The organism is Oscillibacter sp. 1-3 (assembly GCF_000403435.2).
GTDB lineage: Bacteria > Bacillota > Clostridia > Oscillospirales > Oscillospiraceae > Oscillibacter.
The window spans coordinates 656,349-680,519 of record NZ_KE159707.1 but is presented as its reverse complement, the minus strand read 5'-3'; the positions used below and the strand labels follow the sequence as shown (position 1 = coordinate 680,519).

Sequence of the window (24,171 nt, the reverse complement as noted above, 5' to 3'; positions counted from 1 at the left end):
GCGCGGATTGGTGCAGCTTCTGACAATGTTGATTCCCCCATTTTGAAACAAGGAGTTTTTCCATGAGTGAGCCCTTCGTCTTTGACCCCCGCCACGACCTGTGCAAGACCCCCTTCGGCGCCGTCCCCTGCGGCCAAAGCGTAACCTTCCACTGCCGTCCTCTGGCCTCCGAGGGCTTCCAGCACTGCGCCATTGTCCTGCTGGGAGAATTTTCCGGATCGGAGGCGCACATTGAATTCGCCTGCGGCGGCCCGGAGGGAGACCGCGTCCGCTTTTCCGGGACGGTCCTCGCCCCAGGAGAGCCGGAGCTGGTCTGGTATCATTTCCGCTTCTGGCGGGACGACGGTTCCGGCTGCATTCTGGACTGCACCGGCTACCGCCACGACGGTCTGGTGGAGCCCTGGCAGCTGACGGTTTATGAGGAAACTCCGACGCCTCAATGGTTCGGGGAGGGTATCTCATACCAAATTTTCCCAGATCGCTTCTCCCGCCTGGCAGTCCCAAATCCCGCCGGCATGGTGGGAAACCGCTGGGTCCACGAGAATTGGGCGGACGCGCCGGAGTGGCGTCCCGATCCGGACGGGGAGGTGCGGAACCGGGATTTCTTCGGCGGCTCCCTGGCGGGCATCACCGCCCAGCTCCCCCATCTGGCGGACCTGGGCGTGTCCACGCTGTATCTCTGCCCCATCTTCGAGTCCGCCTCCAACCACCGCTACAACACGGCGGACTACTCCAAAATTGACCCCATGCTGGGGACGGAGGAGGATTTCCGGGAGCTGTGCGCCAAGGCCAGGGCGCTGAATATTCGGGTGATTTTGGACGGCGTGTTCAACCACACCGGCTCCCAGAGCCTCTATTTTAACGAGGACGGCTTTTACCCCACTCTGGGCGCGGCCCAGAGCCAGGACAGCCCCTACGCCGACTGGTTCTCCTTCCACCCCTGGCCGGCGGACTATGACGCCTGGTGGGGCATCCGCACCCTGCCCGCCGTCCGGGAGGAGAGCCCCAGCTATATACATTATATAATAGAGGGGCAGGACTCCATTATCCGCCGCTGGCTCCGGGCAGGCGCCAGCGGCTGGCGGCTGGATGTGGCCGACGAGCTGCCGGATTGGTTCATTGAAAAGATCCGCGCCGTCATGGACCGGGACTTTCCAGACGCCTTCCTCCTGGGCGAGGTCTGGGAGGACGCCAGCACCAAGGTGGCCTACTCCCGGCGGCGGCGGTATCTGCTGGGCCGGGAGCTTCACGGCGTGATGAACTACCCCTTCCGCACCTCTTTGCTGGAGTATCTCCGGCAGGAACAGGCGGAGCGGTTTCAGGACGCCATGGAGACCCTGCGGGAGAACTATCCCCCCGCCGCCTTTTACTCCGCCATGAATTTCCTGGGCACCCACGACACCCCCCGGGTGCTGACGGTGCTGGGAGCCGACGTGCTTTTGGAGCGCAAGGAGGACCGGGCCCGTTACCGCCTCTCCTCCGGCGAGCGGGACCGGGGCCTCCGGCGGCTGCGGCTGGCCGCTCTGGTCCTCTTCACCTTTCCCGGCGCCCCCACGGTGTACTACGGCGACGAGGCCGGGATGGAGGGCTTTGAGGACCCCTTCAACCGGGGCGCCTACCCCTGGGGCGGTGAGGACCTGGAGCTGCTGGACTGGTTCCGCCGCCTGGGCCGCCTGCGGCGGGATCGGAGATCCCTGCGGACAGGGAGCCTCCGCTGGCTCCACGCCGCCGGTCCTCTGCTGGCCTTTGCCCGGGAGGCGGAGTCGGAGCGGCTGACCACGGCAGTCAACGCCTCTCAGGAGGTCCGAACCCTCTCCCTCCCCTGGTCCGCAGGTTTGGCGGAGGACCTGCTCACCGGACAGCGGCTCTCTCCGTCGGGCGGAACGCTGGAGCTGACCCTCCCTCCCCTCACCGGCTTCCTGCTGGCGGACACATCTGAAATCTGACCGGCACGGCGGCCCTGGGACTTCGGTTCCGGGGCCGCCGCTGAATGTTTCACGTGAAACATTCCCCTCCGCCTGCCTGCCCCCTCTTTTCTCTCTCCCCTTTCTTCAAATTTATATCACATTTTGCATATTTAACCTTGCAAGGGATGTTCTCCCCTGTTATAATGATTTCGTATGATACCCCGCCCATCCCTGTTGGCGGCAGACAGAAACAGGCGCGGTCCGCCTGGAGTTTGGAAAGTAGGTGCCTCCGTGGCAAAAATAATCGCAATTGTCAATCAAAAGGGCGGAGTGGGCAAGACCACCACCTGTGTCAATCTCTCCGCCGCCCTCACCGAGGTGGGGAAAAAGGTACTTCTGTGCGACTTTGATCCCCAGGCCAACTCCACCTCCGGCATGGGGGTGGACAAGACCGTCTCCAAGGGGATTTACGACGTGCTGATTGGGGAGATCCCCGCCGAATCCGCCCTGGTACATACCAGATACGGCGATGTGCTGCCCTCCAATAAGGCGCTGGCCGGGGCGGGCATCGAGATGATCGGTATGGAGCGCCGGGAATTTTTGCTGCGGGAGGCCCTGCATCAGATCAGCGGCCGCTACGACTATCTCTTCATCGACTGCCCCCCCTCCCTGGAGCTGCTGACGGTGAACGCCCTCTGCGCCGCCGACGCCATTTTGGTGCCGGTACAGGGGGAGTACTTCGCCCTGGAGGGCCTCAGCGACCTGATGAACACCGTGCGCATTGTCCGCCGCTCCCTGAACCCCCAGCTGGAGATGGAGGGCGTGCTGCTGACCATGTTCGACGGGCGGACCAACCTCTCCCTCCAGGTGGCGGAGGAGGTCAAGCACTACTTCCCCGGCAAGGTATACGCCACCGTCATTCCCCGGAACGTCCGCCTCTCCGAGGCCCCCAGCCACGGAAAGCCCATCAGCGCCTATGACCGCACCTCCCGAGGGGCGGAGTCCTACGCGGCGCTGGCGGCGGAGTTCTTGCGGAAGAACTGAGGAGGCCGCGGCGCATAGTTTGGCGGTAAATTTTCTGCTGATCGCAAAATTACTCCGCCAAATCCCCTGCGCTGACTTCTCCAGCCCTTCCCCCCAAAAGCAGGGCGCATGACCGCCCTTTTGAAAGGAGCACCACATGGCATCCAAAAAGCCCACCGGCCTTGGCCGGGGCCTCGGCGCCCTGCTGGGCGACGATGTATTGAAAACCGAAACCACCGGCAGTTTGTCCCTGCCCATCTCCCAGGTGGAAACCTGCTCCTCCCAGCCCCGGAAGCTCTTTGACGAGGCGGCGCTGGCGGAGCTGGCGGACTCCATCCGGGAGCACGGCATTATCCAGCCCCTGACGGTGCGGAAGCTCTCCTCCGGCTACTATCAGATCATCGCCGGAGAGCGGCGCTGGCGGGCCGCCCGCCTTGCAGGCCTCCAGGAGGTCCCCGCCATCGTCATCGAGGCGGACGACCGCAAGGCCGCGGAGCTGGCCATGATCGAAAACCTCCAGCGGGAGGACCTGAACCCCATGGAGGAGGCCGCCGGCTTCCAGTCTCTCATGGAAAACTACCACATGACCCAGGAGGAGGCGGCCCAGCGGGTGGGAAAATCCCGCAGCGCCGTGGCCAACGCCCTGCGTCTGCTGAGCCTGACGCCCACCGTCCGGGAGATGGTGGAGCAGGGAAAGCTCTCCGCCGGCCACGCCCGGGCCCTGCTGCCCCTCTCCCCCGCCGTGCAGGAGAGCACAGCCGCCATGGTGGTCCTCCAGGCGCTGTCTGTCCGGGAGACGGAGCGGCTGGCAAAGAAGATGGGAAAACAGCCCCCCGTCGAGTCGGACCCCGTGGGGGGCAAAAAGCCCTCCCTTGATGTGGACTACACCGCCGAGGCCCAGAAGGACCTCTCCTCCCGGCTGGGACGGGGCGTGAAAATCGTCACAGGCCGGAAGAAGGGACGTATCGAGCTGGAGTACTACGGCGTGGACGACCTCAACGACCTGCTGGACGCCCTGGCCCTGATCCAGGTGAAAAAGGCGGGGAAAGGATCAGAGGTATGAAGCTGGAGCGGCGCAGTGACACGGGAGAGCCCCTCTCCCCCGCGCCGGAGGAGAATCCCTCCTCCGGTCCCGACGGAAAAAAGCCGGTTATCGTCTATATTCTCGTCCTCTTCACCGTGGCCTTTCTGCTGATGATCTGGTCTCTCTTCTCCCACCAGCGGAGCAACACCGAGGCCATCGGCCGGCTCCAGGGCTCCGTCTCCGCCATGCAGGAGGTGCAGGAGCTCCAGGACCGGGTTATCCAGCTCCAGGAGGAGCTGGCAGAGGTCAAAGAACAGCTGGAACAGGAGCAGGAGGCCGCCGAGACCGCCGCTGCCGCAGCCCGGGATGAAGCCGGCGCGCTTTTGACGGAACGAGACAGTCTGGAGGCGCAGGTCGCCGCCCTGACGGCTCTCTACCGGCTTCAGCAGCTCTACGCCGCCCGGGACCTGGAGTCCTGCGAGGCCGAGATCAGCGCACTGGGTTCCGGGTCCCTCCTGGACAGTCTAGACGCCGTCTCCCGGAAGTGGGACTGGGACGTCACGCCGCCGTCGGAGCGGTATCTGGAGCTGAAAGAGGCTGTGAGCGCCCTGGAGGACCGGGCTCCGTGAAGAAGTACCGGAGGCCGGTCTGCCGGTAACAGCCCCGCTGGCGGCGGAGAGGTAAAAGGAGGACGCCATGAAATGGCTGAAAGCCCATTGGAAGGCCCCGGCTGTCATTTTGATCCTGCTGCTGGCGTGGGGAAGCTGGTACGCCCGGCCGGTGGATCTCTACGGCCTCACCGGCCTGACCCCAAGCGCCGTGAATACCATTTCCTTCTCTCTCCGCCAATTTGACAGCTGTGTTCCCGGCGGCACAATCGACGTCTATGGCTCCTGCACTCCCGAAAGCCCGGAGTGGGACGCCGTGCGGGAAGCAGTGGAAACTCTGCGGTTCCGCCGCCCTCCCTGGAATCTCCTGCTCCAATTCTTTGACAGCAACTTCCTCACAGGCCGCCAGACCAAAGATGGAGATTATCACATCATGCTGACCCCCATAGCGCAGGGCGGAGGTTATGTGAACCTTCAATTTTTTCTGGACGAGTGGACATACAGCTCCCCCTGGTCTAATCGGAATCTTACCCTCTGGGTAGAAGACAGCCGGGAAACTGGTAACGCCCTGGCGGAGGCTCTCTGGTCCCTGCTGGAGGAGCCATAAACCGCTTTCATTGTTTCACGTGAAACATTCATAAGATACTGATTTTAATTTTGAGGTGAACCAACCATGCTGGACATGAAATTTATCCGGGAGAACCCGGAGATCGTCAAGGAGAACATCAAAAAGAAATTTCAGGACCAGAAGCTCCCCCTGGTGGATGAGGCCATCGACCTGGACGCCCGGCGGCGGGCCGCCATCGTTGAGGCCGATCAGCTCCGCTCCGCCCGAAACACCCTGTCCAAGCAGGTGGGAATGCTGATGGGCCAGGCCAAAAAGGACCCCTCCAAGCTGGAGGAGGCGGAAAAGGTCAAGGCCCAGGTCAAGGCCGACGCCGAGCGCCTTGCGGAGCTGGAGAAGCAGGAGGCGGAGCTGGAGGCGGAGCTGCGCAAGCGACTGCTGGTAATTCCCCAGATCATCGACCCCTCCGTCCCCATCGGCAAGGACGACAGCGAAAACGTGGAGGCGGAGCGCTTCGGCGAGGCCAAAACGCCGGACTTCCCCATTCCCTATCACACGGAGATCATGGAGTCCTTTGACGGCATCGACCTGGACGCCGCCGGGCGGGTCTCCGGCAACGGGTTCTATTACCTGCTGGGGGACATTGCCCGGCTCCACGAGGCGGTGCTGGCCTATGGCCGGGATTTCATGATCGGCAAGGGCTTCACCTACTGCATCCCCCCCTTCATGATCCACGGCAACGTGGTGGAGGGCGTCATGAGCCAGACGGACATGGACGGCATGATGTACAAGATCGAGGGCGAGGACCTGTATCTCATCGGCACCAGCGAGCACTCCATGATCGGCCGGTTTATCGACCAGATCGTGCCCAGCGAGAAGCTGCCCCAGACCCTCACCTCCTACTCCCCGTGCTTCCGCAAGGAGAAGGGCGCCCACGGCATTGAGGAGCGGGGCGTCTACCGCATCCACCAGTTTGAAAAGCAGGAGATGATCGTGGTCTGCAGGCCCGAGGAGAGTCAGGACTGGTACGAGAAGCTGTGGCGGTACTCCGTGGAGCTGTTCCGGTCCCTGGACATCCCCGTGCGGCAGCTGGAGTGCTGCTCCGGCGATCTGGCGGATTTGAAGGTGAAGTCCTGCGACATTGAGGCCTGGAGCCCCCGGCAGCAAAAGTTCTTTGAGGTCTGCTCCTGCTCCAACCTGGGCGACGCCCAGGCCCGGCGGCTTCGCATCCGCTACAAGGACGAGAGCGGCAAAACACAGCTCTGCCACACCCTGAACAACACCTGCGTGGCCCCGCCCCGGATGCTGATTGCCTTCCTGGAGAACAACCTCCAGGCCGACGGCACCGTGCTGATTCCGGAGGTCCTACGGCCCTATATGGGCGGCAAGGAAAAGCTGACGCCCAAAACCTAAACATATAAAAGTTTCGCGCAAGCCTTTGAAAAGGCTTGCCCGGGTCCAGGGGGCGGCGGCCCCTGAGGCCGCATCAAATCACAGTAGACACAAGAGACCGAATAGGAGGTAAACGCAATAGCACAACTTCCCTCCCCATCCCGCAGCGGTGCGGTGGACTTCCTCAGAGCGCTGGCCATCACCGGCGTAATCCTGATCCACGTCTCCGCCGGCGGATTCAGCCACCCCGCAGGCTCCTTCGACTGGCTCTCCGCCCTGTTCTGGGGGTCCGTCAGCCGCGCCAGCGTGCCCGTCTTCCTGATGCTCACCGGGGCGCTGATGCTGGACCCCGGCCGGCAACTCACCATCCGGCAGCTGTGGCTCCGGAAAATCCCCCGGCTGCTGGCGGCTCTGCTGGCCTGGGCCCTGATCTACCGGCTTTGGCGGATGGCGTTTTACGACGGCGGACTCACCGTCTCGGGAGCGGCGGACGCAGTGAAACAGGTCCTGGCATTTCACCACCAAAATCACCTCTACTACCTGCACATTGCGCTGCTGGTCTACGCCCTGCTCCCCGCGACCCGAATCATCACCGCTCACGCGGACCGGCATACGCTGGAGTATCTGCTGGTCCTGTGGGCCGTTCTGGGGATTCTCTATCCCACCTTCAAGGGATGCTGGCCACTGACCCTGCTCCGGGGCATTCCCACCCAATACGGGCTGAACCTGGCCTACACCAGCGTGGGGTACGGGCTGCTGGGCTGGTACCTGCGCAAGTACGCCGCCTCCCCCAAAGTCTGGGCCCTCACCGCCGCCGCAGGATTTCTGATAATCTTCGGCGGAACCGCCGTCCTCTCCCTGCGGGATGGACAGCTGAACGAGGCGCTCCTGGATGGGACCAGTCCCGGCACGGCAATGCTGGCCGCCGGGATCTGCGGCTGGGCCTTCTCCGCGCTGGGAGAGCGGCAGATGCCGCCGGCACTGCACACCCTGTCCCGGGCCTCCTTCTGCGTGTATCTGGTCCATCTGCTCCCCTGCTGGGAGCTGGGACGGCTGGGACTCAGCGCCGTGAGCGGCCCCTGTCTCCTCTCTATCCCCCTGACCGCCGCCGCTGTGCTGGCCTGTTCCCTGGCGGTGTGGACGGTCCTGGTCCATGTTCCCATTGCGGGAAAGTGGCTCGTATAATTCCAATTTGTATATTTTTCACTTCTTTATACAAACAGAAATCGTTTTAATCCCCTCTCAGGCAGAGAACCCCGCTTCCCAACCGCCCCTGGCGGAACGACTCGCCAAGAGGCAAATCCAAGAAAAGGCGGTGCCCTATGAGCATTTTTTCATCTCTCTTCTCCAGAGAAACCGAGGACGACTACGAGCTGGAGGCCGTCCAGAGCACGGACGGAAAAAACGGCCAGGCCAACAGCGCCCCCACGGGTGAGCTGTGCGAGGGAATGCGCATCGACGTAACGACCCCGGACGGAACGCCGCTTCTGGCGGGAAAGATCACGGCCCTCACCTCCACCACATTGACGCTGGAGCGGCTGCCCGGCGGGCTGGCCTTTAAGGTCTGCAGCCGGGAGGCCGCCGTGTGCGCCAGCGGCTACGACAAGAAAATGGTTCCCATCAGCCTGCGGGCCACGGTGCAGGAGTCCACCCGGACCCTTTTGAAGCTGAAAAATGTACAGGTGGAGACCCATGCGGAAAACCGGGAGGCCTTCCGCCTGCCCCTCAGCGTCCCCGTGTCGCTGTACCGCTGGGAGGATGAGCACTACAAGACGCCGGAGGAGTGCCTCCTGGTGGACATCAGCACCGGCGGCGCCTGCGTGCAGACGGAGTATATCCACTCCGAGGACGAGGTGCTGCGCATCCGCCTGAAGCTGGACGACTACACGCCGCTGAACTTTGTGGGCCAGATCGTGCGTTGCATTGAGCACGAGCCCGGTCAGTTCCGCTACGGCTTCCTCTTCGCCCAGCTGACCGAGGAGGAGATCACCTCCCTGAACAAGATCCTCTTCAATATGCAGACCGGCGTCAAGCGCACCCATATGCGCACGGAGATTGGACACTGGTGAGCGGGAGTCTTTCAATCCGTTTCGTATAATCACACGCACTTTATACCGAAAGGAATTGCTTTTATGGCCTCTGAGAAGAAAAACTCCTTTCTGGCGGAGTTCAAAACCTTCATCGCCCGGGGGAACGTGATCGACATGGCCGTGGGCGTCATCATCGGCGGCGCCTTCTCCGGCATCACCACCTCCCTGGTCAACGACATCGCCATGCCCATTCTGGGCATCTTTACCGGCAGCATCTCTTTCGCGGACCTGTCCGTCAGCATCGGCAGCGCCGTGATCGGCTACGGCAATTTTATACAGGCGGCGCTGAACTTCCTGGTAATGGCCTTTGTGGTGTTCTGCCTGGTGCGGCTCATCAACAGCTTCCACCGGAAAAAGGAAGCCGTCCCCGCCGCTCCCCCCGCCCCGCCGGAGCCCTCCAATGAGGAAAAACTGCTGACGGAGATCCGGGACCTTCTGAGGGAGCGGAGATGATCGCGCCGCTGCTGGAGGAGGGCCTGCCGGCCCTGGGCCTGACGCCCCCGCCGGGGGCCGTGGAGCAGCTGGACCAGTATGCCCGGCTGCTGCTGGAGAAAAACCAGGTGATGAACCTCACCGCCATCACGGAGCCGGAGCAGGTGGCGCAGCTGCACATGCTGGACTGCGCCGCCCTGGCGGGCCTCTGCCGCCTGGAGGGAAAACAGCTGCTGGACGTGGGCACCGGGGCGGGCTTTCCCGGCATGGTGCTGAAAATTCTGGTCCCCTCCCTGGACGTGACGCTGCTGGACAGCCTGAACAAGCGGCTGGACTGGCTGGCGGAGACCTGCGGCGCCCTGGGCCTTTCCGGCATCCGCACGGTCCACGCCCGGGCGGAGGAGCGGAGCCATGACCCGGCCTTTCGGGAGCAGTTCGACGCAGTCACCTCCCGGGCCGTGGCGGAGCTGCGGACCCTGTGCGAGCTGTGCCTGCCCTACGTGCGGCCGGGAGGGTATTTTCTGGCCATGAAATCCGTGGACTCCGACGGAGAGATCGCCGCCGCCGCTTCCGCGGTAAAAGCTCTGGGCGGCGGCCTGGAGCGGGTGCAGGACTATGAGATTCCCGGAACGGACATCCGCCACCGGGCCGTAATTGTAAAAAAAATTTCGGAAACCCCGAAAAAATATCCCAGAACATTTGCAAAAATTAAGAAAAAGCCGTTATAATGTATAGTACCAATCTGTTTTATCATCAACCGGCGCGGAAAGGGGGAGGGCTATGAACGGCCAATGCATCGCCGCCGTCTCCGGTAAGGGAGGCACCGGCAAGACGTCTCTGGTCTCCAGCGTGGGGGCCGCGCTGGCCCTGGCCGGCCGGCGGGTGCTGTGTCTGGACTGCGACGTGGGCCTGCGGAACCTGGACCTGGCCCTGGGGCTTGCCGACAAGGCGCTGATGGACTTCTCCGACGTGGCCCAGGGACGCTGCCCGCTGGACAGCGCCGTGGTGGAGCACCCCAAGCTGTCGGGTCTCTTCCTGCTGACGGCCCCCGCCCGCAGCCGGGGACAGCCGGTGACAGAGGCGGAGATGACGGCCCTTCTGGCGGAGATCCGGGAGCGCTATGACTACTGCCTGCTGGACGCCCCGGCAGGTCTGGGGACCGGCTTCCATCTGGCGGTCTGCGGGGCGGACCGGTGCATTGTGGTCACCACGGCGGACGCCACCTCTCTGCGGGACGCCCAGCACACGGTGATGGAACTGCACCGCTTTCCCGCCGGGAGCCTTCATCTGGTGGTGAACCGGGTGCGGAAGAAAATGCTCCGACAGCTCCACGCCACCATCGACGACGCCATCGACCGGGCCGGGCTTCCCCTCCTGGGCGTCATCCCGGAGGACGACACCCTTCCCCTGTTTTTGAACCAGGGCCTCCCCCTGCTGCCCACCGGCGGACAGGGCGCCTCCGCCGCATACCGCAACATCGCAAAACGCATTCAGGGGGAAAAGGTTCCCCTGGCGCGAATCAAATAAACGAAAGGAGCCAGACAGATGAACATTGCGCTGATGTCCCACGACAACAAGAAGGAACTGATGGTCCAATTCTGCACGGCTTACGCTGGCATTCTGTCCCGACACCACATTTACGCCACCAATACCACCGGACACATGGTAGCCGACGCCACCGGCTTGGACGTCCACTGCTTTTTGACCTACGCCCACGGCGGCAGCCAGCAGATCGGCGCCCGCATCGCCTACAACGAGTTTGACCTGGTGCTGTTTTTCAACGACCCCAGCAACGAGAGCATGGCCGGCGACATCTCCTATATCTCCCGCCTGTGCGACCAGAACAACATCCCCTTTGCCAGCAATATCGCCACAGCGGAGATGCTGGTTCTTGGCCTGGCCCGGGGCGATCTGGACTGGCGGTATATTGTCAACCCCTCCACCCGGCCCATCGCCTGAGCGCAGGGAGCTGTTGATACCGCCGGCTTTTCATCCCGGGGCACTGCGGCCTCCGCAGCCTGGAAAGACGCGCCGGCGGGACGCAGGTCTTGACATTTTTTCGAAAAGAGAATACAATCACCTACACCGCGAAGAAGCCGCAGCAGTAGACCGGCAGCCGATCCCCAGAGAGGGGCGCAGCGCTGAAAGCGCCCCGTTCGGCCCGGAGGAAGGACAGCGGCGGAGCGGGGGCGGAAACGCCCACGGCTCCCTCCCCGTACCAGGAGGCCAAAGGAGGCGCAGGCCTTGAATTTGGGTGGCACCACGAAGCGTGAAGGCGCTCTCGTCCCAAAAAATGTTTTTTTGGGACGAGAGCGCCTTTTCCATGAGGACCGCTGCAAAAAGTGAGATCCCTGGGTTTTTCACGGCGCCTTTTTGAGGTTTTTCAGGGACCGCAGCTGCGCGCGGCTGTCTTTCCTTGCGGTTTTTCCAGGGGGCGCCGCCCCCTGATCCCCCACCGCCTTTTGAAAAAGGCGGGCGAAAACTTTTACCCCACTAACGACGCAGAAGGAGCGAACAGCTATGGCAAAACAGACACCCCGTACCCTCTCGGGCTTTATGGAGCTTCTCCCCGGGCCCCAGCAGCAGCTGGAGCGCATTATGGAGACCCTCCGGCACACCTATTCCCTGTATGGCTTCACGCCTTTGGACACGCCCGTCATCGAGTCCAGCGAGGTTCTGCTGGCCAAGGGCGGCGGCGAGACGGAGAAGCAGATCTACCGCTTTCAAAAGGGCGACGCGGACCTGAGCCTCCGGTTTGACCTGACGGTTCCCCTGGCAAAATACGTGGCCCTGCATTACAACGACCTCACCTTCCCCTTCCGCCGGTACCAGATCGGCAAGGTCTACCGGGGGGAGCGGGCCCAGCGGGGGCGCTTCCGGGAGTTCTACCAGGCGGACATCGACATCATCGGCGACGGAAAGCTCTCCATCCTCAACGAGGCGGAGATCCCCGCCATCATCTACAAGACCTTCTCCGCCCTGGGGCTGAGGCGGTTCCAGATCCGGGTGAACAACCGAAAGATCCTGGGCGGCTTCTACGAGCTCCTCCACTGGCACCACCGGGCGGAGGACATTATGCGGATTGTGGACAAGCTGGACAAGATCGGCCCTGAAAAGGTGGGGCTGATGCTCCATGATGAAGTGGGCATGGACCAGGACGCCGTGGGCGAGGTGATGAAATTCATCTCCATCAAGGGGAGCAGCGAGGAGGTCCTGCACGCCCTGGAGGAGTACCGGGGGCGGAGCCAGACCTTTGACCAGGGACTGGAGGAGCTGAACACCGTGGTGCGGTACCTGGGGGACTTCGGCGTGCCGGCGGAGAATTTTGCCGTGGATCTGACCATTGCCCGGGGACTGGACTACTACACCGGCACTGTGTATGAGACCACCCTGCTGGATCACCCGGAGATCGGCTCCGTGTGCTCCGGCGGACGGTATGACAATCTGGCGGAGTACTACACGGACCGCCAGCTCCCCGGCGCGGGGATCTCCATCGGCCTGACCCGGCTGTTCTACGTGCTGGGAGAGCAGGGGATGCTGAACCCGGAGCTGAACACCGCTCCGGCGGACGTGCTGATTCTGCCCATGACGGAGGATCTGTCCGGGGCCATCGCCCTGGCGACCCAGCTGCGGGAGAATGGGATTCGGACGCAGCTTCACTGTGAGGAGAAGAAGTTCAAGCAGAAGATCGCCTACGCGGACAAGCTGGGGATTCCCTATGTCATCTTCCTGGGGGAGGATGAGATCAACGCGGGCGTTGTGGCCTGCAAGGACATGGTCACCGGGGAGCAGACGAAGCTGGAGGCTGCCGCCACGATTTACCGCATCAAGGCGGGGCTGGATGCCCGCGGAGGCGGGGCGGTGATTCTTGGATAATGGCCTATGCCCGCTCTTGCGGGCGGGGGAGATTTCAGCCATGATGATGGCTGGGCAATGCACCCCCCATTTTCTCTTTTCGGTTGCGCCGAAAAGAGAAAACGGGCCGTGCACGGTCCAAAAGAGAAAAGGCGCTGGGGACGAATTTGGCCGCAGGGGCCAAATTCGCCCAAGTTACGGGGGCTGGCCTGAACCAGTGCCCATTTGAATTGCCGGTCTTCTGCCGGGTACGCTTGACAGCGTACCTTGTGGGGGCGCTCTGCCGCATTTGCGACTGCCTGCGAGGGTGTTTTGCTTCTTTGACGCAAGGCCCCTTGCTTCTCTTCCCGCGCTTCGCGCCTGTCCGGGCACGTGCGGGATTTTTGAAGGAAATACTTCCCTCCCAGAAAATCAGTTTCATGTTCTTCCAACTTGTTTAGGAAAATATCAATGTAATCTTCCATCTTTCTCTTCCCGTAATTGATAGATATTATCGTGTCTGTCAATGGAAAACAAGGGCCCAATGAAATTTGCAGAACATCTTTATACAGCTCAGAAAAGCGAAAGGTCTTAAACAGACAGAACTCGCATTAAAAATGGGTATTAACTGGCGGACCTATCAAACATATGAACGCGGCCAACAAAGACCCTGTCTATCCACCCTGATTGCCCTGGCAGATTTCTATGATCTAACTCTAGACGAGCTGACCTGCCGGAAGCGTTAAGCGAACCAACTCCCTATGCACACCCGTCTAGGCGCGAAGCGCGGGAAGAGACGCAAGGGGCCTTGCGTCAAAGATGCAAAACAACCTCGGAGGCAGTCCCGACTGCGGCGGAGCGGTTCTGGACGGTACGGAGTCAGACGCAGCCGGCAGAAGATTGGCAATTCAAATGGGCATTGGTTCAGGCCAGCCCCCGTATCTTGGGCGAATTTGACACTTGTGGTCAAATTCCGCCCCAGCGTCTTTTTCTCTTTTGGACCGTGCACGGCCCGTTTTCTCTTTTTCTGCGCGCAGAAAAAGAGAAAATGGGGGGTGCATTGCCCAGCCATCATCATGGCTGAAATCCACCCCGCCCGTCACGGCAAATAAAAACCACCCCCGCCCGAAGGGCGGTCACCCCCGTCTCCGGCCCGAGGCCGGATTCCCCCGTCCGCGCCCGAGGCGCGAAATCCCCCGTCCGCCCGCAGGCGGTCCGCCTCCACACCAATCCAAAACATTTGGTATAAATTATAATTCACATTACAGAAAGGAATCATAGTTATGATGCAAAACAGAACCCACACCTGCGGCGAGCTCCGTCTGGCGAACGCCGGAAAACAGGTCAAAATCTCCGGCTGGATGGAGAACATCCGCGCCGTCAGCGCAAATCTTGCTTTTATTGTCGTCCGCGACTTCTACGGCACCACCCAGGTGGTGGCCGAGAGCGAGGACATGGTGGACACCTTCAAGGCTATCAACAAGGAATCCACCATCTCCGTGGAGGGCATCGTCCGGGAGCGGGACAGCAAGAACTCCAAGCTTCCCACCGGCGACATTGAGGTGGTCCCCGCCAAGGTGGAGGTCCTGGGCCGCTGCCGGCACAATGAGCTCCCCTTCCAGGTGAACCGCAGCCGGGAGGCCGACGAAAACGCCCGCCTGAAATACCGGTATCTGGACCTGCGGAATCCCGCCGTGAAAGAGAATATCGTCCTGCGGTGCAATGTGGTCTCCGCCCTGCGGCAGGGTATGACGGAACACGGCTTTCTGGAGATCACCACGCCCATTTTGACCGCCTCCTCCCCCGAGGGCGCCCGGGACTATCTGGTCCCCGCCCGGAACCACCCCGGCAAGTTCTACGCCCTGCCCCAGGCCCCTCAGCAGTTTAAGCAGCTGCTGATGACCTCCGGCTTTGACCGCTATTTCCAGATCGCCCCCTGCTTCCGGGACGAGGACGCCCGGGCCGACCGCTCGCCGGGAGAGTTCTACCAGCTGGACATGGAGATGGCCTTCGCCTCCCAGGAGGACGTGTTCGCCGTCATCGAGGACGTGCTGCCTCCGATTTTCGCCAAGTACGGCAAGTACAACCGGGCCAGCTCCGCCCCCTTCCTGCGCATCCCCTTTGCCGAGGCCATGGAGAAATACGGCACCGACAAGCCGGACCTTCGGATCGATCTCACCGTACAGGATGTGACCGAGCTGCTGGGCGGCTGCGGCTTCGGGCCCTTTGAGGGGACCAAGGTCAAGGCCGTGGCAGTCAGCGAGTTCCACGAGACCAGGAAGTTCATCGACAAGACCCTTGCGGATGTGGAGGTCGTCTCCGGCGGCAAGCCCTACTGGTTCCGCCTGGACGAGAATGGGGAGATCGTGGGCGGCATCGCCAAGTTCGTCCAGCCCATCAAGGACAGCGTAGTCTCCGCCCTGGGGCTCCAGCCCAACACCCTGGTGGCCCTGTCCGCCGGAGAGCTGGCCCGGAAGACCGCCGGCGTGCTGGTGAAGACCCTGGGCGCCGCCGTGCCCGGGCACATGGAAAAAGAGCAGTACGCCTTCTGCTGGATTGTGGACTTCCCCATGTATGAGGTGGGCGAGGAGAGCGGCGAGCTGGAGTTCTGCCACAACCCCTTCTCTATGCCCTCCGGCGGGCTGGAGTCGCTGCTGAAAGCCGAGCGGGGCGAGATCGATCCCCTGACCATCACCGCCGACCAGTATGACCTGGTGTGCAACGGCGTGGAGCTCTCCTCCGGCGCAGTGCGGAACCACGACCCGGAGATCATGGTCAAGGCCTTCGAGATGGTGCGCCTGGGCGAGGAGGACGTGAAGGCCAAATTCCCCGCCATGTACAACGCCTTCACCTACGGCGCTCCGCCCCACGCGGGCATCGCCCCGGGCGTGGACCGTATGGTAATGCTGCTGGCCGGCGAGGACTCCATTCGGGAGATTATCCCCTTCCCCATGAACAAGAACGCCGCAGACATCATGATGGACGCCCCAGGCGAGGTCACCCAGAAGCAGCTGGACGAGCTCCACATCGCCCTGGTAAAGCCGGAGGAATGACACGGGAGACCTGGGCGCACCACGCCATGGCGGCGGCGGGCGGCTTTTTCGGCGTTTACGCCCTGCTGACCCGGGGCGGGACCTTCGGGTCCTCCGAGACCTCCAACCTCATCTATCTGGTGATCGCCGGACTGGACGGGAGCTGGGGTTCCGCCCTGGTCCGGCTGGGGGGCACGGCGTGCTACATCGCGGGAATCGTGTTCGCCGTGCTCTTGCGGCGGTATGGGCGGCGGCGCCAAACGCAGATTTTATCCATCGCCGTGGACGCTGCCGCCTGTCTTCTGCTGGCTTGGATTCCGGCGGAGACGGACCCCATTCTGGCCCTCTACCCCATGTTCTTCGCCACGGCGGTGCAGTGGGTGTCCTTCTCCCAGGCCGCCGGGTACAACTGCGCCACCATCTTCTCCACCAACAATCTCCGGCAGTTTACGGAGGGGACGGCGGAGTATCTCTGCACCCGGGAGGCAGAACAGCTGCGGAAGCTGAAATTCTACGGCGGGACGCTGGTCTGCTTTCACCTGGGAGTGGCCTGGGGGTGGTGGTGCGTGATGAGATGGGGGATTCCCGGGATCTATGGGTGTCTGCCGGTGCTGGCGGTTCCCCTGCCGGGGGTGCTGGCGAGAGTGAAGGTATAAATAGTTGTTTTTTACAAATCATCAAGGCGGCTCCCTTTCAAAAGGGAACCGCCTTTCTTGAATATTGGCAATAATACCTCCAATTTCTGCACATTTCACAATTTCATCGCTATTTTATATTTACCAGGTCTTGTTTGATATAGTTAAAGCACTTGAAAATCCGCAATTTACGGATCTTCAACCAACGGGTCTTTGTTCACATCACCTATGAAATCAAACACACGACCGCTTATACAGTCCCTGGCGGCAGTTATACTGCCGCCAGATTGAAAAGAATCATTCTGATTCTTTTCAAGTGTGTTGACTATAAATGATAAAATGCTCAACGGCGAGAAATTTTTCCGGTCAAGACGATTTGACGCCCCCATATTTTATGTTTGGCAAGAAAAATCAACGCGGAGCGGCGGAAAAATATCCGTCGCTTGGGCTCTTTGACATTTTTCAAACACGGCTAAGCTTTTAGCTGCATAATATCCTGCAACTCTCCACAATTGCTTAGAATTAATCGGGAACCTTTTTTATCTGTAGAATATCTTCTATTTCGCACATATTATATAAAACACAATATTTACATTCATAAACATTGTCAATTGACACTTTGCATAAATTTGGAATAATATAATTGTAGGAATACGTGTATATGATGGCTTTTATCGGTCTTTTCAATCTTCTAAAATGGAACACAAAAGCAAAAAAGCTACCCAAAGAATCCGTCACACCAGTTTATGGTCAGAGGGGAGGCAAAGAACCTGTGGAACAAATTACTGAAGTTGCGAAGTATTTCTTGTCTAAGGAGGCCATGACGCACAAAAAATTGCAAAAACTGTGTTACTATGCTCAGGCATGGCATCTGGCAAACTATGGTAATCCCCTCTTCCAAAGTTATTTTGAAGCGTGGGTCCATGGCCCAGTATCACCGGAACTATACTCTGTATATCGTAATTGGGGCTGGCTCCCTATTTCTCAGCCGGCAGACATCACGGCAAATCTATCCAACCCCAACACCGCATCCTTTTTAGACATCGTCTACCAGACGTATGGTCACTACACAGGTGACCAGCTAGAAAGTATTTCTCACCAGGAAGATCCGTGGAGCAATGCACGGATCGGCTATTCTAAAGCAGATTATTGCAGAAATATTATACCTGAAGATCAAATGCGGCAATACTATGGAAAAAGGATTGGAAAGTGAGATGGAAAACGGAACAACAGCCACATCTGGCTCCCTTGCAGATTTTTGGCCGCAGGTGCTGTTGATTGCTCTGACTGCTGCCGCTGTTGGAGTTTTTATCGGCATTCAAATTGTTAAAAGACAATTGACTTCACACAAAAAAACTCATATATCCATGGAATATTCCATAATGGTTCTATCTGGGATCATCACAGTATGTGCAGTCTTTTTCCAGACATTCAATATGCTGGAGGCGTTCTCTTCCGCTATTATCACTGCATTCTCAGGCGTTGTTTTTTCCTGGCTGTTGACAAAAACGTCCAGCAAAGAGGAGTGGCAAAAACAGGAACAGGAACTGGCACGGCGTTCATACCGACACATCGATTATATTGAATCCGCCTCTAAAAGCGCCGAACAAATGATAAATCAATATATACAAGGCGACCGAAAAGACGAAATCAAGGATAAGGAAAGACTCATTTTCAGCGGGGTAATGGACTACATCGGCTATATAAGCGGCGGCATCAATACGTGTAAAATGGATTGGTACGATCTAATGTCCCCGGAAGAGCAGGAGAAATTTTCATCCAGGGAAGCTGCAAACACCGGCGATATGATATTTTTCAATCAGGAAGATGCCTGATTATAGACATGCCATACGAATTTCTTGACAACCCGGCGAAAACGTGATACAGTGACAAAACAGCAAAGGCCATGAACGGGAGGAGTAGCCCTGTTTCCCCGGCCAAGAGAGAGGGCGGTTCGGTGCGAGCCCTCCCGGGGGACGGAGGGGAAGGCGCCCGGGAGCCGCGGGGCGGAAATGCTTCGCCGTTCACCCGACGTTACCGGGCAGAGCGTCCCCCTCCCCGGGGGAAATTCAGGTGGAACCACGGACGCAAGTTCGCCCTGAGCCGGACGGCTCAGGGCGTTTTTATCTGCGAGGAGGCGGCTTGATTTGACAGAGCAGCACAGAGAACAGGCCATTGAGACGGTGAAGAACATTCTCCATGTCCTCCACGAGAAGCGCTATGAGGATCTGCCCTCCTGCGTGGACGAAATGGAGTTTGACGACACGGAGACAATCCGGGAATGTATCCAGGGCACACTGGAGATGAATGATTTCGACGCCTTTGACGAGTACGGCGTGCCCTGCAGTTTTCAGCCCCAATATGAGTATCACCACGAGGTGCGGTTCTACGAGTACAGCGACGCAAGCGGCTTTGCCGTGGACTATGAGCTGACCTCCGGAGGGGAGCTGACTTATCTCTGCCTGCAGCTGATATTTCTCTACCGGGACGGCGGGCTGAAACGCATTTTCCACACCATTGATCCTCAATAGGTATTGTCAAATATTTTAATATAAGGAGAAATTGCAATGGACAACAAGCAGAAAACCATGGAAAAAGTGGTGGCCCTGTGCAAAAACCGGGGCTTCGTCTTCCCCGGCAGCGAGATCTACGGCGGCCTTGCCAACAGCTGGGACTATGGCCCCCTGGGCGTGGAGATGAAGAACAACGTCAAGCGGGCCTGGTGGAAAAAATTCGTCCAGGAGAACCCTTACAACGTGGGGCTGGACGCCGCCATCCTCATGAATCCCCAGGTGTGGGTGGCCAGCGGCCACGTGTCCACCTTCAACGACCCCCTCATCGACTGCAAGGCCTGCAAGATGCGCCACCGGGCCGACAAGCTGGTGGAGGGCTTTGTCAGCGAGAACGGCCTGGACGCCAACGTGGAGGCCATGACCCAGGAGGAACTGGTGGCCTTTATCCGGGAGAAAAACGTCCCCTGCCCGGGGTGCGGCAAGTCGGACTTCACCGACATCCGCAAGTTCAACCTCATGTTCAAGACCCACCAGGGCGTCACCGAGGACACTGCCAACGAGGTCTACCTCCGGCCTGAGACCGCCCAGGGCATTTTTGTCAACTTCCCCGCCATCCAGCGCACCACCCGCCGCAAGCTCCCCTTCGGTGTGTGCCAGGTGGGAAAGTCCTTCCGCAACGAGATCACCCCCGGCAACTTCATCTTCCGCATCCGGGAGTTTGAGCAGATGGAGCTGGAGTTCTTCTGCAAACCGGACACCGACCTGGAGTGGTTCCAGTACTGGCGCACCTACTGCCACGACTGGCTCATCGGCCTGAACGTGAAGGAGGAGAACCTGCGCCTGCGGGACCACGAGCCCGAGGAGCTGGCCTTCTACTCCAAGGCCACCACGGACTTCGAATACCGCTTCCCCTTCGGCTGGGGCGAGCTGTGGGGCGTGGCGGACCGCACGGACTACGACTTAAAGCAGCACCAGGAGCACTCCGGTCAGGACCTGACCTACTTCGACCAGGAAAAGAACGAGCACTATATCCCCTACGTCATCGAGCCGTCCCTGGGCGCGGACCGCATGACATTGGCCCTTTTGGTGGAGGCCTACGACGAGGAGGTTGTGGACGAGGCCAAGAACGACGTCCGCACCGTCATGCGCTTCCACCCCGCCATCGCCCCCTTCAAGGCGGCGGTTCTGCCCCTGAGCAAAAAGCTGGGCGGCAAGGCCCGGGAGATCCAGCAGGAGCTCTCCAAGGAGTGGATGGTGGACTTTGACGAGACCGGCTCCATCGGCAAGCGCTACCGCCGGGAGGACGAGATCGGCACCCCCTACTGCGTCACCGTGGACTTTGACACCGTGGGCGACGGCGAGAAGGCCGGGGACAACTGCGTCACCGTTCGGGAGCGGGACTCCATGGCCCAGGTGCGCATTCCCATCAGCGAGCTGAAAGCCTATCTCGCGGAGAAGCTGGCCTACTGATGCAAAAATTCTGGCTGTTTCAAGCGGCTCCGGACGGCCTGCCCCAAAAGCGGCAGGCCGTCTTCTGGGTCTGGAACCTGGGCGTCCTGCTGGCGGCGGGGCTTTGCCTGGGGTGGCTGTCCATGTTCTTTGCCTATGGGGATTACCCGGACACCATTATGAAGACCTACTTCCAGCACCCCCTGATTCTTTTCCTGAACATCGCGCCGGTGGTGCTGGCCGTGTTTTTGATGTACGCCCTGACAGGCCGGGGGTGGCTGGCCTTTTTGCTGACGGATCTTGTGGTGTGGGGGCTGTCTCTGGGGAACTACTACAAGCTCCGCTTCCGGGACGATCCGCTGATGTTCCAGGACCTTATGAACCTCCGGGACGCCGCCGCCATCACCGCCATGGCGGACTACGACCTGACGCCGGACAAGCGGGTGATCTTCGGCGTTTTGTGCCTGATTTTCGGCACGGCCTTTCTCTTCCTTCTAGTCCGGGGACGGCTGCCCAAAAGGCCGCGGCTCGCACTGCTGGCGGCCTGCGCGGTGCTGTGCTTCCCCACGGCGAAGCTGATGGAGAACACCGAGATCTACAGCAGCAAAACCCAGAACTACGACCAGATCGAGCGGTGGTCCTCCACCCAGGTGTACCTCTCCAAGGGGTTTGTGTATCCCTTTCTCCACAGCGTCACCGCCGGGGCCGTGAAGCCGCCGGCGGGTTACAGCGAGGCGAAGACCCGGTCGCTGCTGGATTCCTACACCCCGGAGGATATACCAAAGGAGAAAAAGGTGGACATCATCGCCATCCAGCTGGAGGCCTTCGCCGACTTCTCCCTCTTTGAGGGCGTGGAGGGCGTTGACTTTGAGAGGGCCTACGGCGTCTATCACCAGCTGGAGGCGGAGAGCGTGGCCGGAAATCTTGTGACCAACATCTTTGCCGGGGGCACCGTGGACACGGAGCGGGCCTTTTTGACCGGCTTTGCCGACCAGCGGAATTACCGGGCCAATACCAACTCCTACGCCTGGGAGCTGCGGGGGCAGGGCTACACGGCGGAGGGCTGCCACCCCAGCTACGAGTGGTTCTACAACCGCCGGAACGTCAACGGCTATCTGGGAGTTCCCACCTACTACTTCATTGAAAACCGCTTCCGGGAGCTGTATCCCCACGGCGAGGCCCCGGACGAGGTGCTCTTCCCGGAGATCTTGCGGCTCTATGAGGAGAACCGGGACAATGGAGGGGCGCCCTACTTCTCCTTCAACATCACCTACCAGGGCCACGGCCCCTACGGCACCGAGGACGTGTGGCGGGGGAACCATTTCACCGACGGGCGGTATTCCACAGAGACCGCCAACATTGTGGATAACTACCTGGGCTCCGTCATGGACACGGCGGAGCAGCTGCAATGGCTCTTTGACCAATTCCGTGGAGAGGAACGGCCGGTGGTACTGGTGGTCTTCGGCGACCACAAGCCCTGGCTGGGGTACGGAAACTCCGCCTATCAGGAGCTGGGGGTGAATCTGGACCTGGCCTCGGAGGAGGGGTTTTACAATTACTACGCCACCCGCTATTTCCTCTGGGCCAATGACGCCGCCAAGGCGGCGCTGGGAAGGGACTTTACCGGCGAGGGGCCGGACGTGTCCTCCTGCTTTTTGATGAATCTGGTCTACGACTATCTGGGCTGGACCGGCAGCGCCTGGGCCCAGGCCACCAGTGACATCTGGCGGGAGATTCCCGTGCTCACCGACGTGGGCCGGTATGTCTGGAACGGAGAACTGACGGCAGAGCTGGATGCGGAGGGACAGGAGGTTCTGCAGAGGTATCTGAGCCTCCAGTACTATTACAGCACCCATTTCCGGTATCAGGACCTATAGCTGCCAAACTCAATAAAAATGCCGCTGTGCGTTTTGCACAGCGGCATTTTTTCAGCTGCCCCATCTCCTGTCCCCGCACTGGCCGTAAAATCTGCCGGTCCTATGGCAGGATCGGTACAGCCTTCTATGTTTGAAAGATGGTAAAATGCGCAGCGACGAGAGAGTTTTTTGATGCCGCCATACTGTGTGTATGGCAAGGACAATCAACGCAGAGCGGCGCAAAAAGATCCGCCGGCGGCGCGTTTTAACAGTTTTCAAGCAGGGCCTGCGTATCAGAAAAACATTCCCATAAAGCCGTCGGGGCGCTCCTGGGCCTGGTTCCATATCTCCTGGAACAGCTGGCGGGAGACGGCTTTTGCACGGCACTCCCCCGCCTCGCCGGTAATCTTCCGCAGGTCCTCCGGGAAGGGAACGCTGGAGAGGGCCCCCTCGTTTCCCCGCTCCGCGCCGTAGGAAAAGCAGATGCCGTTTCTGAAAAACTCCACTTTCCTGATCTCCATCCGGCTCTCATCCAGCTCGGAGTAGACAAGATACGGCTCGTCGTCCAGGTCGTGGTCCCACTCTGTCAGCACGTAGTCCATCATCCCGCTCCTCCCCGCTTTGTAAAAAAGAATTCAATTTCCTCCCGCGCCGCCGAAACGCTGCCCTGGGCGAAGCCGTTCCGGCCGCCGCCGCGGCCCCGCAGGGTCTGGTTCAGCTCCTTGACCAGAGGGGCGATGTCCCCGCCGTCCGAGCGGACCAGGGCGTAGGCATGGCGTTCCCCCTCCCCCGCGAACACGGCGGCAAGCCCGCCGCAGGTCTGGGCCGCGGCGTCCGCCAGCCGCCGGACGCTGTCCGGCTTCATGGGGGGCTGGAACAGCAGTATGTCCCCCTGGCCCGCGTGCTCACGGGCAATGGAGGCAAAAGCCGTCTCCTCCAGGTGCGCCTGGGCAGCCTTGGCGGCGGAGAGCTCCCCCTCCAGCCGCTCCACGGCGGCGGCGGCGTCCCGGGGCTTGACGCTGAGACGCTGAGCGATAGTCCGGGTCTGGTCGTAAATCAGGGAGAGGTAGTCCATGGCCCGCCTTCCGCAGAGGATCTCCAGGCGGACGCCCTCCCGGAACCTCTGGCAGGAGAGGACCTTGACAAGGCCCACCTGCCCCGCCTGGAGGACGTGGGTGCCGCAGCAGGCGCAGCAGTCCGCCCCGGGGAAGGCGACGATGCGCACCTTCCCGGCGAGCTCCTTCTTGCTGCGGTAGTCCAGGGCCGCCAGCTCCTCCGGCGAGGGATAGGAGATCTCCACCGGCCGGTCCGCCCAGACGGTCTCATTGGCCAGTCTTTCCGCCTCCAGAGCCTGCTCCCAGGAGATCTCGGCGTTGTAGTCGATGGTCACCGTCTCCGCCCCCAGGTGGAAGCCCACGTTGTCGCAGTGGAATTTTTCACACAGGATGCCGGAGATGATGTGCTCGCCGGAGTGCTGCTGCATGTGGTCAAAGCGGCGGTCCCAGTCAATGGAGCCCATTACCATCGCGCCAATTTCCAAAGGGCCGTCGCAGGTGTGGAAAATTACGCCGTCTCTTTCATGGACATCCGTTACGCGCACGCCGCCCAAGACGCCGCAGTCCGCAGGCTGTCCTCCCCCCTCGGGATAGAAAGCGGTGCAGTCCAGCGTCACCTGCCAGCCGCCCTTCGCGGCCTCGCAGGTTTGGACCATGGCGGGAAACTCCCGCAGAAAGGGGTCCTCGTAGTACAATTTCTCTGTGTGCATCTGATTGCTCAACTCCTAAATTCATTCCGTTTTTCCGGAGGAGATC

At 60.6% G+C, this 24,171-nt stretch carries 24 protein-coding genes and 1 other annotated feature; of the genes, 21 read left to right on the top strand and 3 right to left on the bottom strand.

The window, feature by feature from the left end:
• Nucleotides 1–62: 62 nt before the first annotated feature.
• The 12 genes from C816_RS09765 (at nucleotide 63) to C816_RS09710 (ending at nucleotide 11,000) form a co-directional block, all read left to right on the top strand.
• A complete protein-coding gene (locus tag C816_RS09765) occupies nucleotides 63–1,946 on the top strand; it encodes a glycoside hydrolase family 13 protein (protein WP_016322232.1) in 1,884 nt (627 codons plus the stop codon).
• 252 nt (nucleotides 1,947–2,198) lie between these two features.
• A complete protein-coding gene (locus C816_RS09760) occupies nucleotides 2,199–2,951 on the top strand; it encodes a ParA family protein (protein WP_016322231.1) in 753 nt (250 codons plus the stop codon).
• A gap of 136 nt (nucleotides 2,952–3,087) precedes the next feature.
• Nucleotides 3,088–3,993, top strand: coding sequence for a ParB/RepB/Spo0J family partition protein (locus tag C816_RS09755; RefSeq protein ID WP_016322230.1), 906 nt, complete (start codon nucleotides 3,088–3,090; stop codon nucleotides 3,991–3,993).
• On the top strand, nucleotides 3,990–4,583 hold the full coding sequence (locus C816_RS09750; RefSeq protein WP_016322229.1) for a hypothetical protein: 594 nt from the start codon (nucleotides 3,990–3,992) through the stop codon (nucleotides 4,581–4,583). The genes C816_RS09755 and C816_RS09750 overlap by 4 nt, the downstream gene beginning before the upstream one ends.
• Before the next feature lie 67 nt (nucleotides 4,584–4,650).
• Entirely contained in the window at nucleotides 4,651–5,169 is a 519-nt protein-coding gene (locus C816_RS09745; protein WP_016322228.1) for a hypothetical protein, read from the top strand.
• Nucleotides 5,170–5,235: 66 nt separating this feature from the next.
• Nucleotides 5,236–6,540, top strand: a complete 1,305-nt coding sequence (serS, locus tag C816_RS09740) for a serine--tRNA ligase (protein ID WP_016322227.1) — start codon at nucleotides 5,236–5,238, stop codon at nucleotides 6,538–6,540.
• Nucleotides 6,541–6,693: 153 nt separating this feature from the next.
• Nucleotides 6,694–7,704 (top strand): acyltransferase, encoded by a 1,011-nt coding sequence (locus C816_RS09735; protein ID WP_016322226.1) that lies wholly within the window; start codon nucleotides 6,694–6,696, stop codon nucleotides 7,702–7,704.
• Between the two features lie 137 nt (nucleotides 7,705–7,841).
• Nucleotides 7,842–8,588 (top strand): flagellar brake protein, encoded by a 747-nt coding sequence (locus C816_RS09730; RefSeq protein WP_016322225.1) that lies wholly within the window; start codon nucleotides 7,842–7,844, stop codon nucleotides 8,586–8,588.
• 63 nt (nucleotides 8,589–8,651) lie between these two features.
• Nucleotides 8,652–9,062: a large-conductance mechanosensitive channel protein MscL gene (mscL, locus tag C816_RS09725; RefSeq protein ID WP_016322224.1), complete on the top strand. Its 411-nt coding sequence runs from the start codon at nucleotides 8,652–8,654 to the stop codon at nucleotides 9,060–9,062.
• Nucleotides 9,059–9,769, top strand: a complete 711-nt coding sequence (rsmG, locus tag C816_RS09720; RefSeq protein ID WP_016322223.1) for a 16S rRNA (guanine(527)-N(7))-methyltransferase RsmG — start codon at nucleotides 9,059–9,061, stop codon at nucleotides 9,767–9,769. The genes mscL and rsmG overlap by 4 nt, the downstream gene beginning before the upstream one ends.
• Before the next feature lie 52 nt (nucleotides 9,770–9,821).
• The gene (locus tag C816_RS09715; protein WP_016322222.1) at nucleotides 9,822–10,568 is read left to right on the top strand and encodes a nucleotide-binding protein; all 747 of its coding nucleotides are present in this window, start codon (nucleotides 9,822–9,824) and stop codon (nucleotides 10,566–10,568) included.
• An 18-nt stretch (nucleotides 10,569–10,586) separates the two neighbouring features.
• Nucleotides 10,587–11,000, top strand: a complete 414-nt coding sequence (locus C816_RS09710; RefSeq protein WP_016322221.1) for a methylglyoxal synthase — start codon at nucleotides 10,587–10,589, stop codon at nucleotides 10,998–11,000.
• A gap of 121 nt (nucleotides 11,001–11,121) precedes the next feature.
• Here C816_RS09710 and C816_RS25330 read toward each other — a convergent pair whose 3' ends face one another.
• Entirely contained in the window at nucleotides 11,122–11,244 is a 123-nt protein-coding gene (locus tag C816_RS25330) for a hypothetical protein (protein WP_256378391.1), read from the bottom strand.
• A 317-nt stretch (nucleotides 11,245–11,561) separates the two neighbouring features.
• On the opposite strand from C816_RS25330, the gene hisS reads away from it, so the two are divergent.
• From hisS to C816_RS09670, 9 genes are all read left to right on the top strand, one after another.
• Complete coding sequence (gene hisS / locus C816_RS09705; protein WP_016322220.1) at nucleotides 11,562–12,917, top strand: histidine--tRNA ligase; 1,356 nt, start codon at nucleotides 11,562–11,564, stop codon at nucleotides 12,915–12,917.
• A 509-nt stretch (nucleotides 12,918–13,426) separates the two neighbouring features.
• Nucleotides 13,427–13,621: a helix-turn-helix domain-containing protein gene (locus C816_RS25605; RefSeq protein WP_081646309.1), complete on the top strand. Its 195-nt coding sequence runs from the start codon at nucleotides 13,427–13,429 to the stop codon at nucleotides 13,619–13,621.
• 537 nt (nucleotides 13,622–14,158) lie between these two features.
• Nucleotides 14,159–15,928 carry an aspartate--tRNA ligase gene (aspS, locus tag C816_RS09700; protein ID WP_016322219.1) on the top strand — a complete coding sequence of 590 codons (1,770 nt, stop codon included), beginning with the start codon at nucleotides 14,159–14,161 and terminating at the stop codon, nucleotides 15,926–15,928.
• Nucleotides 15,925–16,563: a YoaK family protein gene (locus C816_RS09695; protein WP_016322218.1), complete on the top strand. Its 639-nt coding sequence runs from the start codon at nucleotides 15,925–15,927 to the stop codon at nucleotides 16,561–16,563. The genes aspS and C816_RS09695 overlap by 4 nt, the downstream gene beginning before the upstream one ends.
• A gap of 640 nt (nucleotides 16,564–17,203) precedes the next feature.
• Entirely contained in the window at nucleotides 17,204–17,755 is a 552-nt protein-coding gene (locus C816_RS22670; protein ID WP_016322217.1) for a Panacea domain-containing protein, read from the top strand.
• Complete coding sequence (locus tag C816_RS09685; RefSeq protein WP_155978966.1) at nucleotides 17,733–18,377, top strand: hypothetical protein; 645 nt, start codon at nucleotides 17,733–17,735, stop codon at nucleotides 18,375–18,377. The genes C816_RS22670 and C816_RS09685 overlap by 23 nt, the downstream gene beginning before the upstream one ends.
• A gap of 62 nt (nucleotides 18,378–18,439) precedes the next feature.
• Nucleotides 18,440–18,646 (top strand) — a binding site (T-box leader).
• A 43-nt stretch (nucleotides 18,647–18,689) separates the two neighbouring features.
• A complete protein-coding gene (locus C816_RS09680; protein WP_016322215.1) occupies nucleotides 18,690–19,073 on the top strand; it encodes a DUF7668 domain-containing protein in 384 nt (127 codons plus the stop codon).
• Between the two features lie 36 nt (nucleotides 19,074–19,109).
• Nucleotides 19,110–20,525: a glycine--tRNA ligase gene (locus C816_RS09675; protein ID WP_016322214.1), complete on the top strand. Its 1,416-nt coding sequence runs from the start codon at nucleotides 19,110–19,112 to the stop codon at nucleotides 20,523–20,525.
• On the top strand, nucleotides 20,525–22,381 hold the full coding sequence (locus C816_RS09670; RefSeq protein ID WP_016322213.1) for an LTA synthase family protein: 1,857 nt from the start codon (nucleotides 20,525–20,527) through the stop codon (nucleotides 22,379–22,381). Before C816_RS09675 ends, C816_RS09670 begins: the two co-directional genes overlap by 1 nt.
• A gap of 272 nt (nucleotides 22,382–22,653) precedes the next feature.
• Here C816_RS09670 and C816_RS09665 read toward each other — a convergent pair whose 3' ends face one another.
• Together C816_RS09665 and C816_RS09660 are read right to left on the bottom strand one after the other, a co-directional pair.
• Nucleotides 22,654–22,965, bottom strand: coding sequence for a DUF6881 domain-containing protein (locus C816_RS09665; RefSeq protein ID WP_016322212.1), 312 nt, complete (start codon nucleotides 22,963–22,965; stop codon nucleotides 22,654–22,656).
• Complete coding sequence (locus C816_RS09660) at nucleotides 22,962–24,125, bottom strand: alanyl-tRNA editing protein (RefSeq protein WP_016322211.1); 1,164 nt, start codon at nucleotides 24,123–24,125, stop codon at nucleotides 22,962–22,964. The genes C816_RS09665 and C816_RS09660 overlap by 4 nt, the downstream gene beginning before the upstream one ends.
• Nucleotides 24,126–24,171 lie beyond the last annotated feature (46 nt).

Coding starts and splice junctions, on each gene's coding strand:
- serS (WP_016322227.1), top strand. CDS start 5,236: ATGCTGGACATGAAATTTATCCGGGAGAACCCGGAGATCGTCAAGGAG.
- mscL (WP_016322224.1), top strand. CDS start 8,652: ATGGCCTCTGAGAAGAAAAACTCCTTTCTGGCGGAGTTCAAAACCTTC.
- C816_RS09715 (WP_016322222.1), top strand. CDS start 9,822: ATGAACGGCCAATGCATCGCCGCCGTCTCCGGTAAGGGAGGCACCGGC.
- C816_RS09755 (WP_016322230.1), top strand. CDS start 3,088: ATGGCATCCAAAAAGCCCACCGGCCTTGGCCGGGGCCTCGGCGCCCTG.
- C816_RS09670 (WP_016322213.1), top strand. CDS start 20,525: ATGCAAAAATTCTGGCTGTTTCAAGCGGCTCCGGACGGCCTGCCCCAA.
- C816_RS09765 (WP_016322232.1), top strand. CDS start 63: ATGAGTGAGCCCTTCGTCTTTGACCCCCGCCACGACCTGTGCAAGACC.
- C816_RS09695 (WP_016322218.1), top strand. CDS start 15,925: ATGACACGGGAGACCTGGGCGCACCACGCCATGGCGGCGGCGGGCGGC.
- C816_RS09665 (WP_016322212.1), bottom strand. CDS start 22,965: ATGATGGACTACGTGCTGACAGAGTGGGACCACGACCTGGACGACGAG.
- C816_RS22670 (WP_016322217.1), top strand. CDS start 17,204: ATGATGGCTTTTATCGGTCTTTTCAATCTTCTAAAATGGAACACAAAA.
- C816_RS09745 (WP_016322228.1), top strand. CDS start 4,651: ATGAAATGGCTGAAAGCCCATTGGAAGGCCCCGGCTGTCATTTTGATC.
- C816_RS09730 (WP_016322225.1), top strand. CDS start 7,842: ATGAGCATTTTTTCATCTCTCTTCTCCAGAGAAACCGAGGACGACTAC.
- hisS (WP_016322220.1), top strand. CDS start 11,562: ATGGCAAAACAGACACCCCGTACCCTCTCGGGCTTTATGGAGCTTCTC.
- C816_RS09710 (WP_016322221.1), top strand. CDS start 10,587: ATGAACATTGCGCTGATGTCCCACGACAACAAGAAGGAACTGATGGTC.
- C816_RS09675 (WP_016322214.1), top strand. CDS start 19,110: ATGGACAACAAGCAGAAAACCATGGAAAAAGTGGTGGCCCTGTGCAAA.
- C816_RS09660 (WP_016322211.1), bottom strand. CDS start 24,125: ATGCACACAGAGAAATTGTACTACGAGGACCCCTTTCTGCGGGAGTTT.
- C816_RS09685 (WP_155978966.1), top strand. CDS start 17,733: ATGGAAAAAGGATTGGAAAGTGAGATGGAAAACGGAACAACAGCCACA.
- C816_RS09750 (WP_016322229.1), top strand. CDS start 3,990: ATGAAGCTGGAGCGGCGCAGTGACACGGGAGAGCCCCTCTCCCCCGCG.
- aspS (WP_016322219.1), top strand. CDS start 14,159: ATGATGCAAAACAGAACCCACACCTGCGGCGAGCTCCGTCTGGCGAAC.
- rsmG (WP_016322223.1), top strand. CDS start 9,059: ATGATCGCGCCGCTGCTGGAGGAGGGCCTGCCGGCCCTGGGCCTGACG.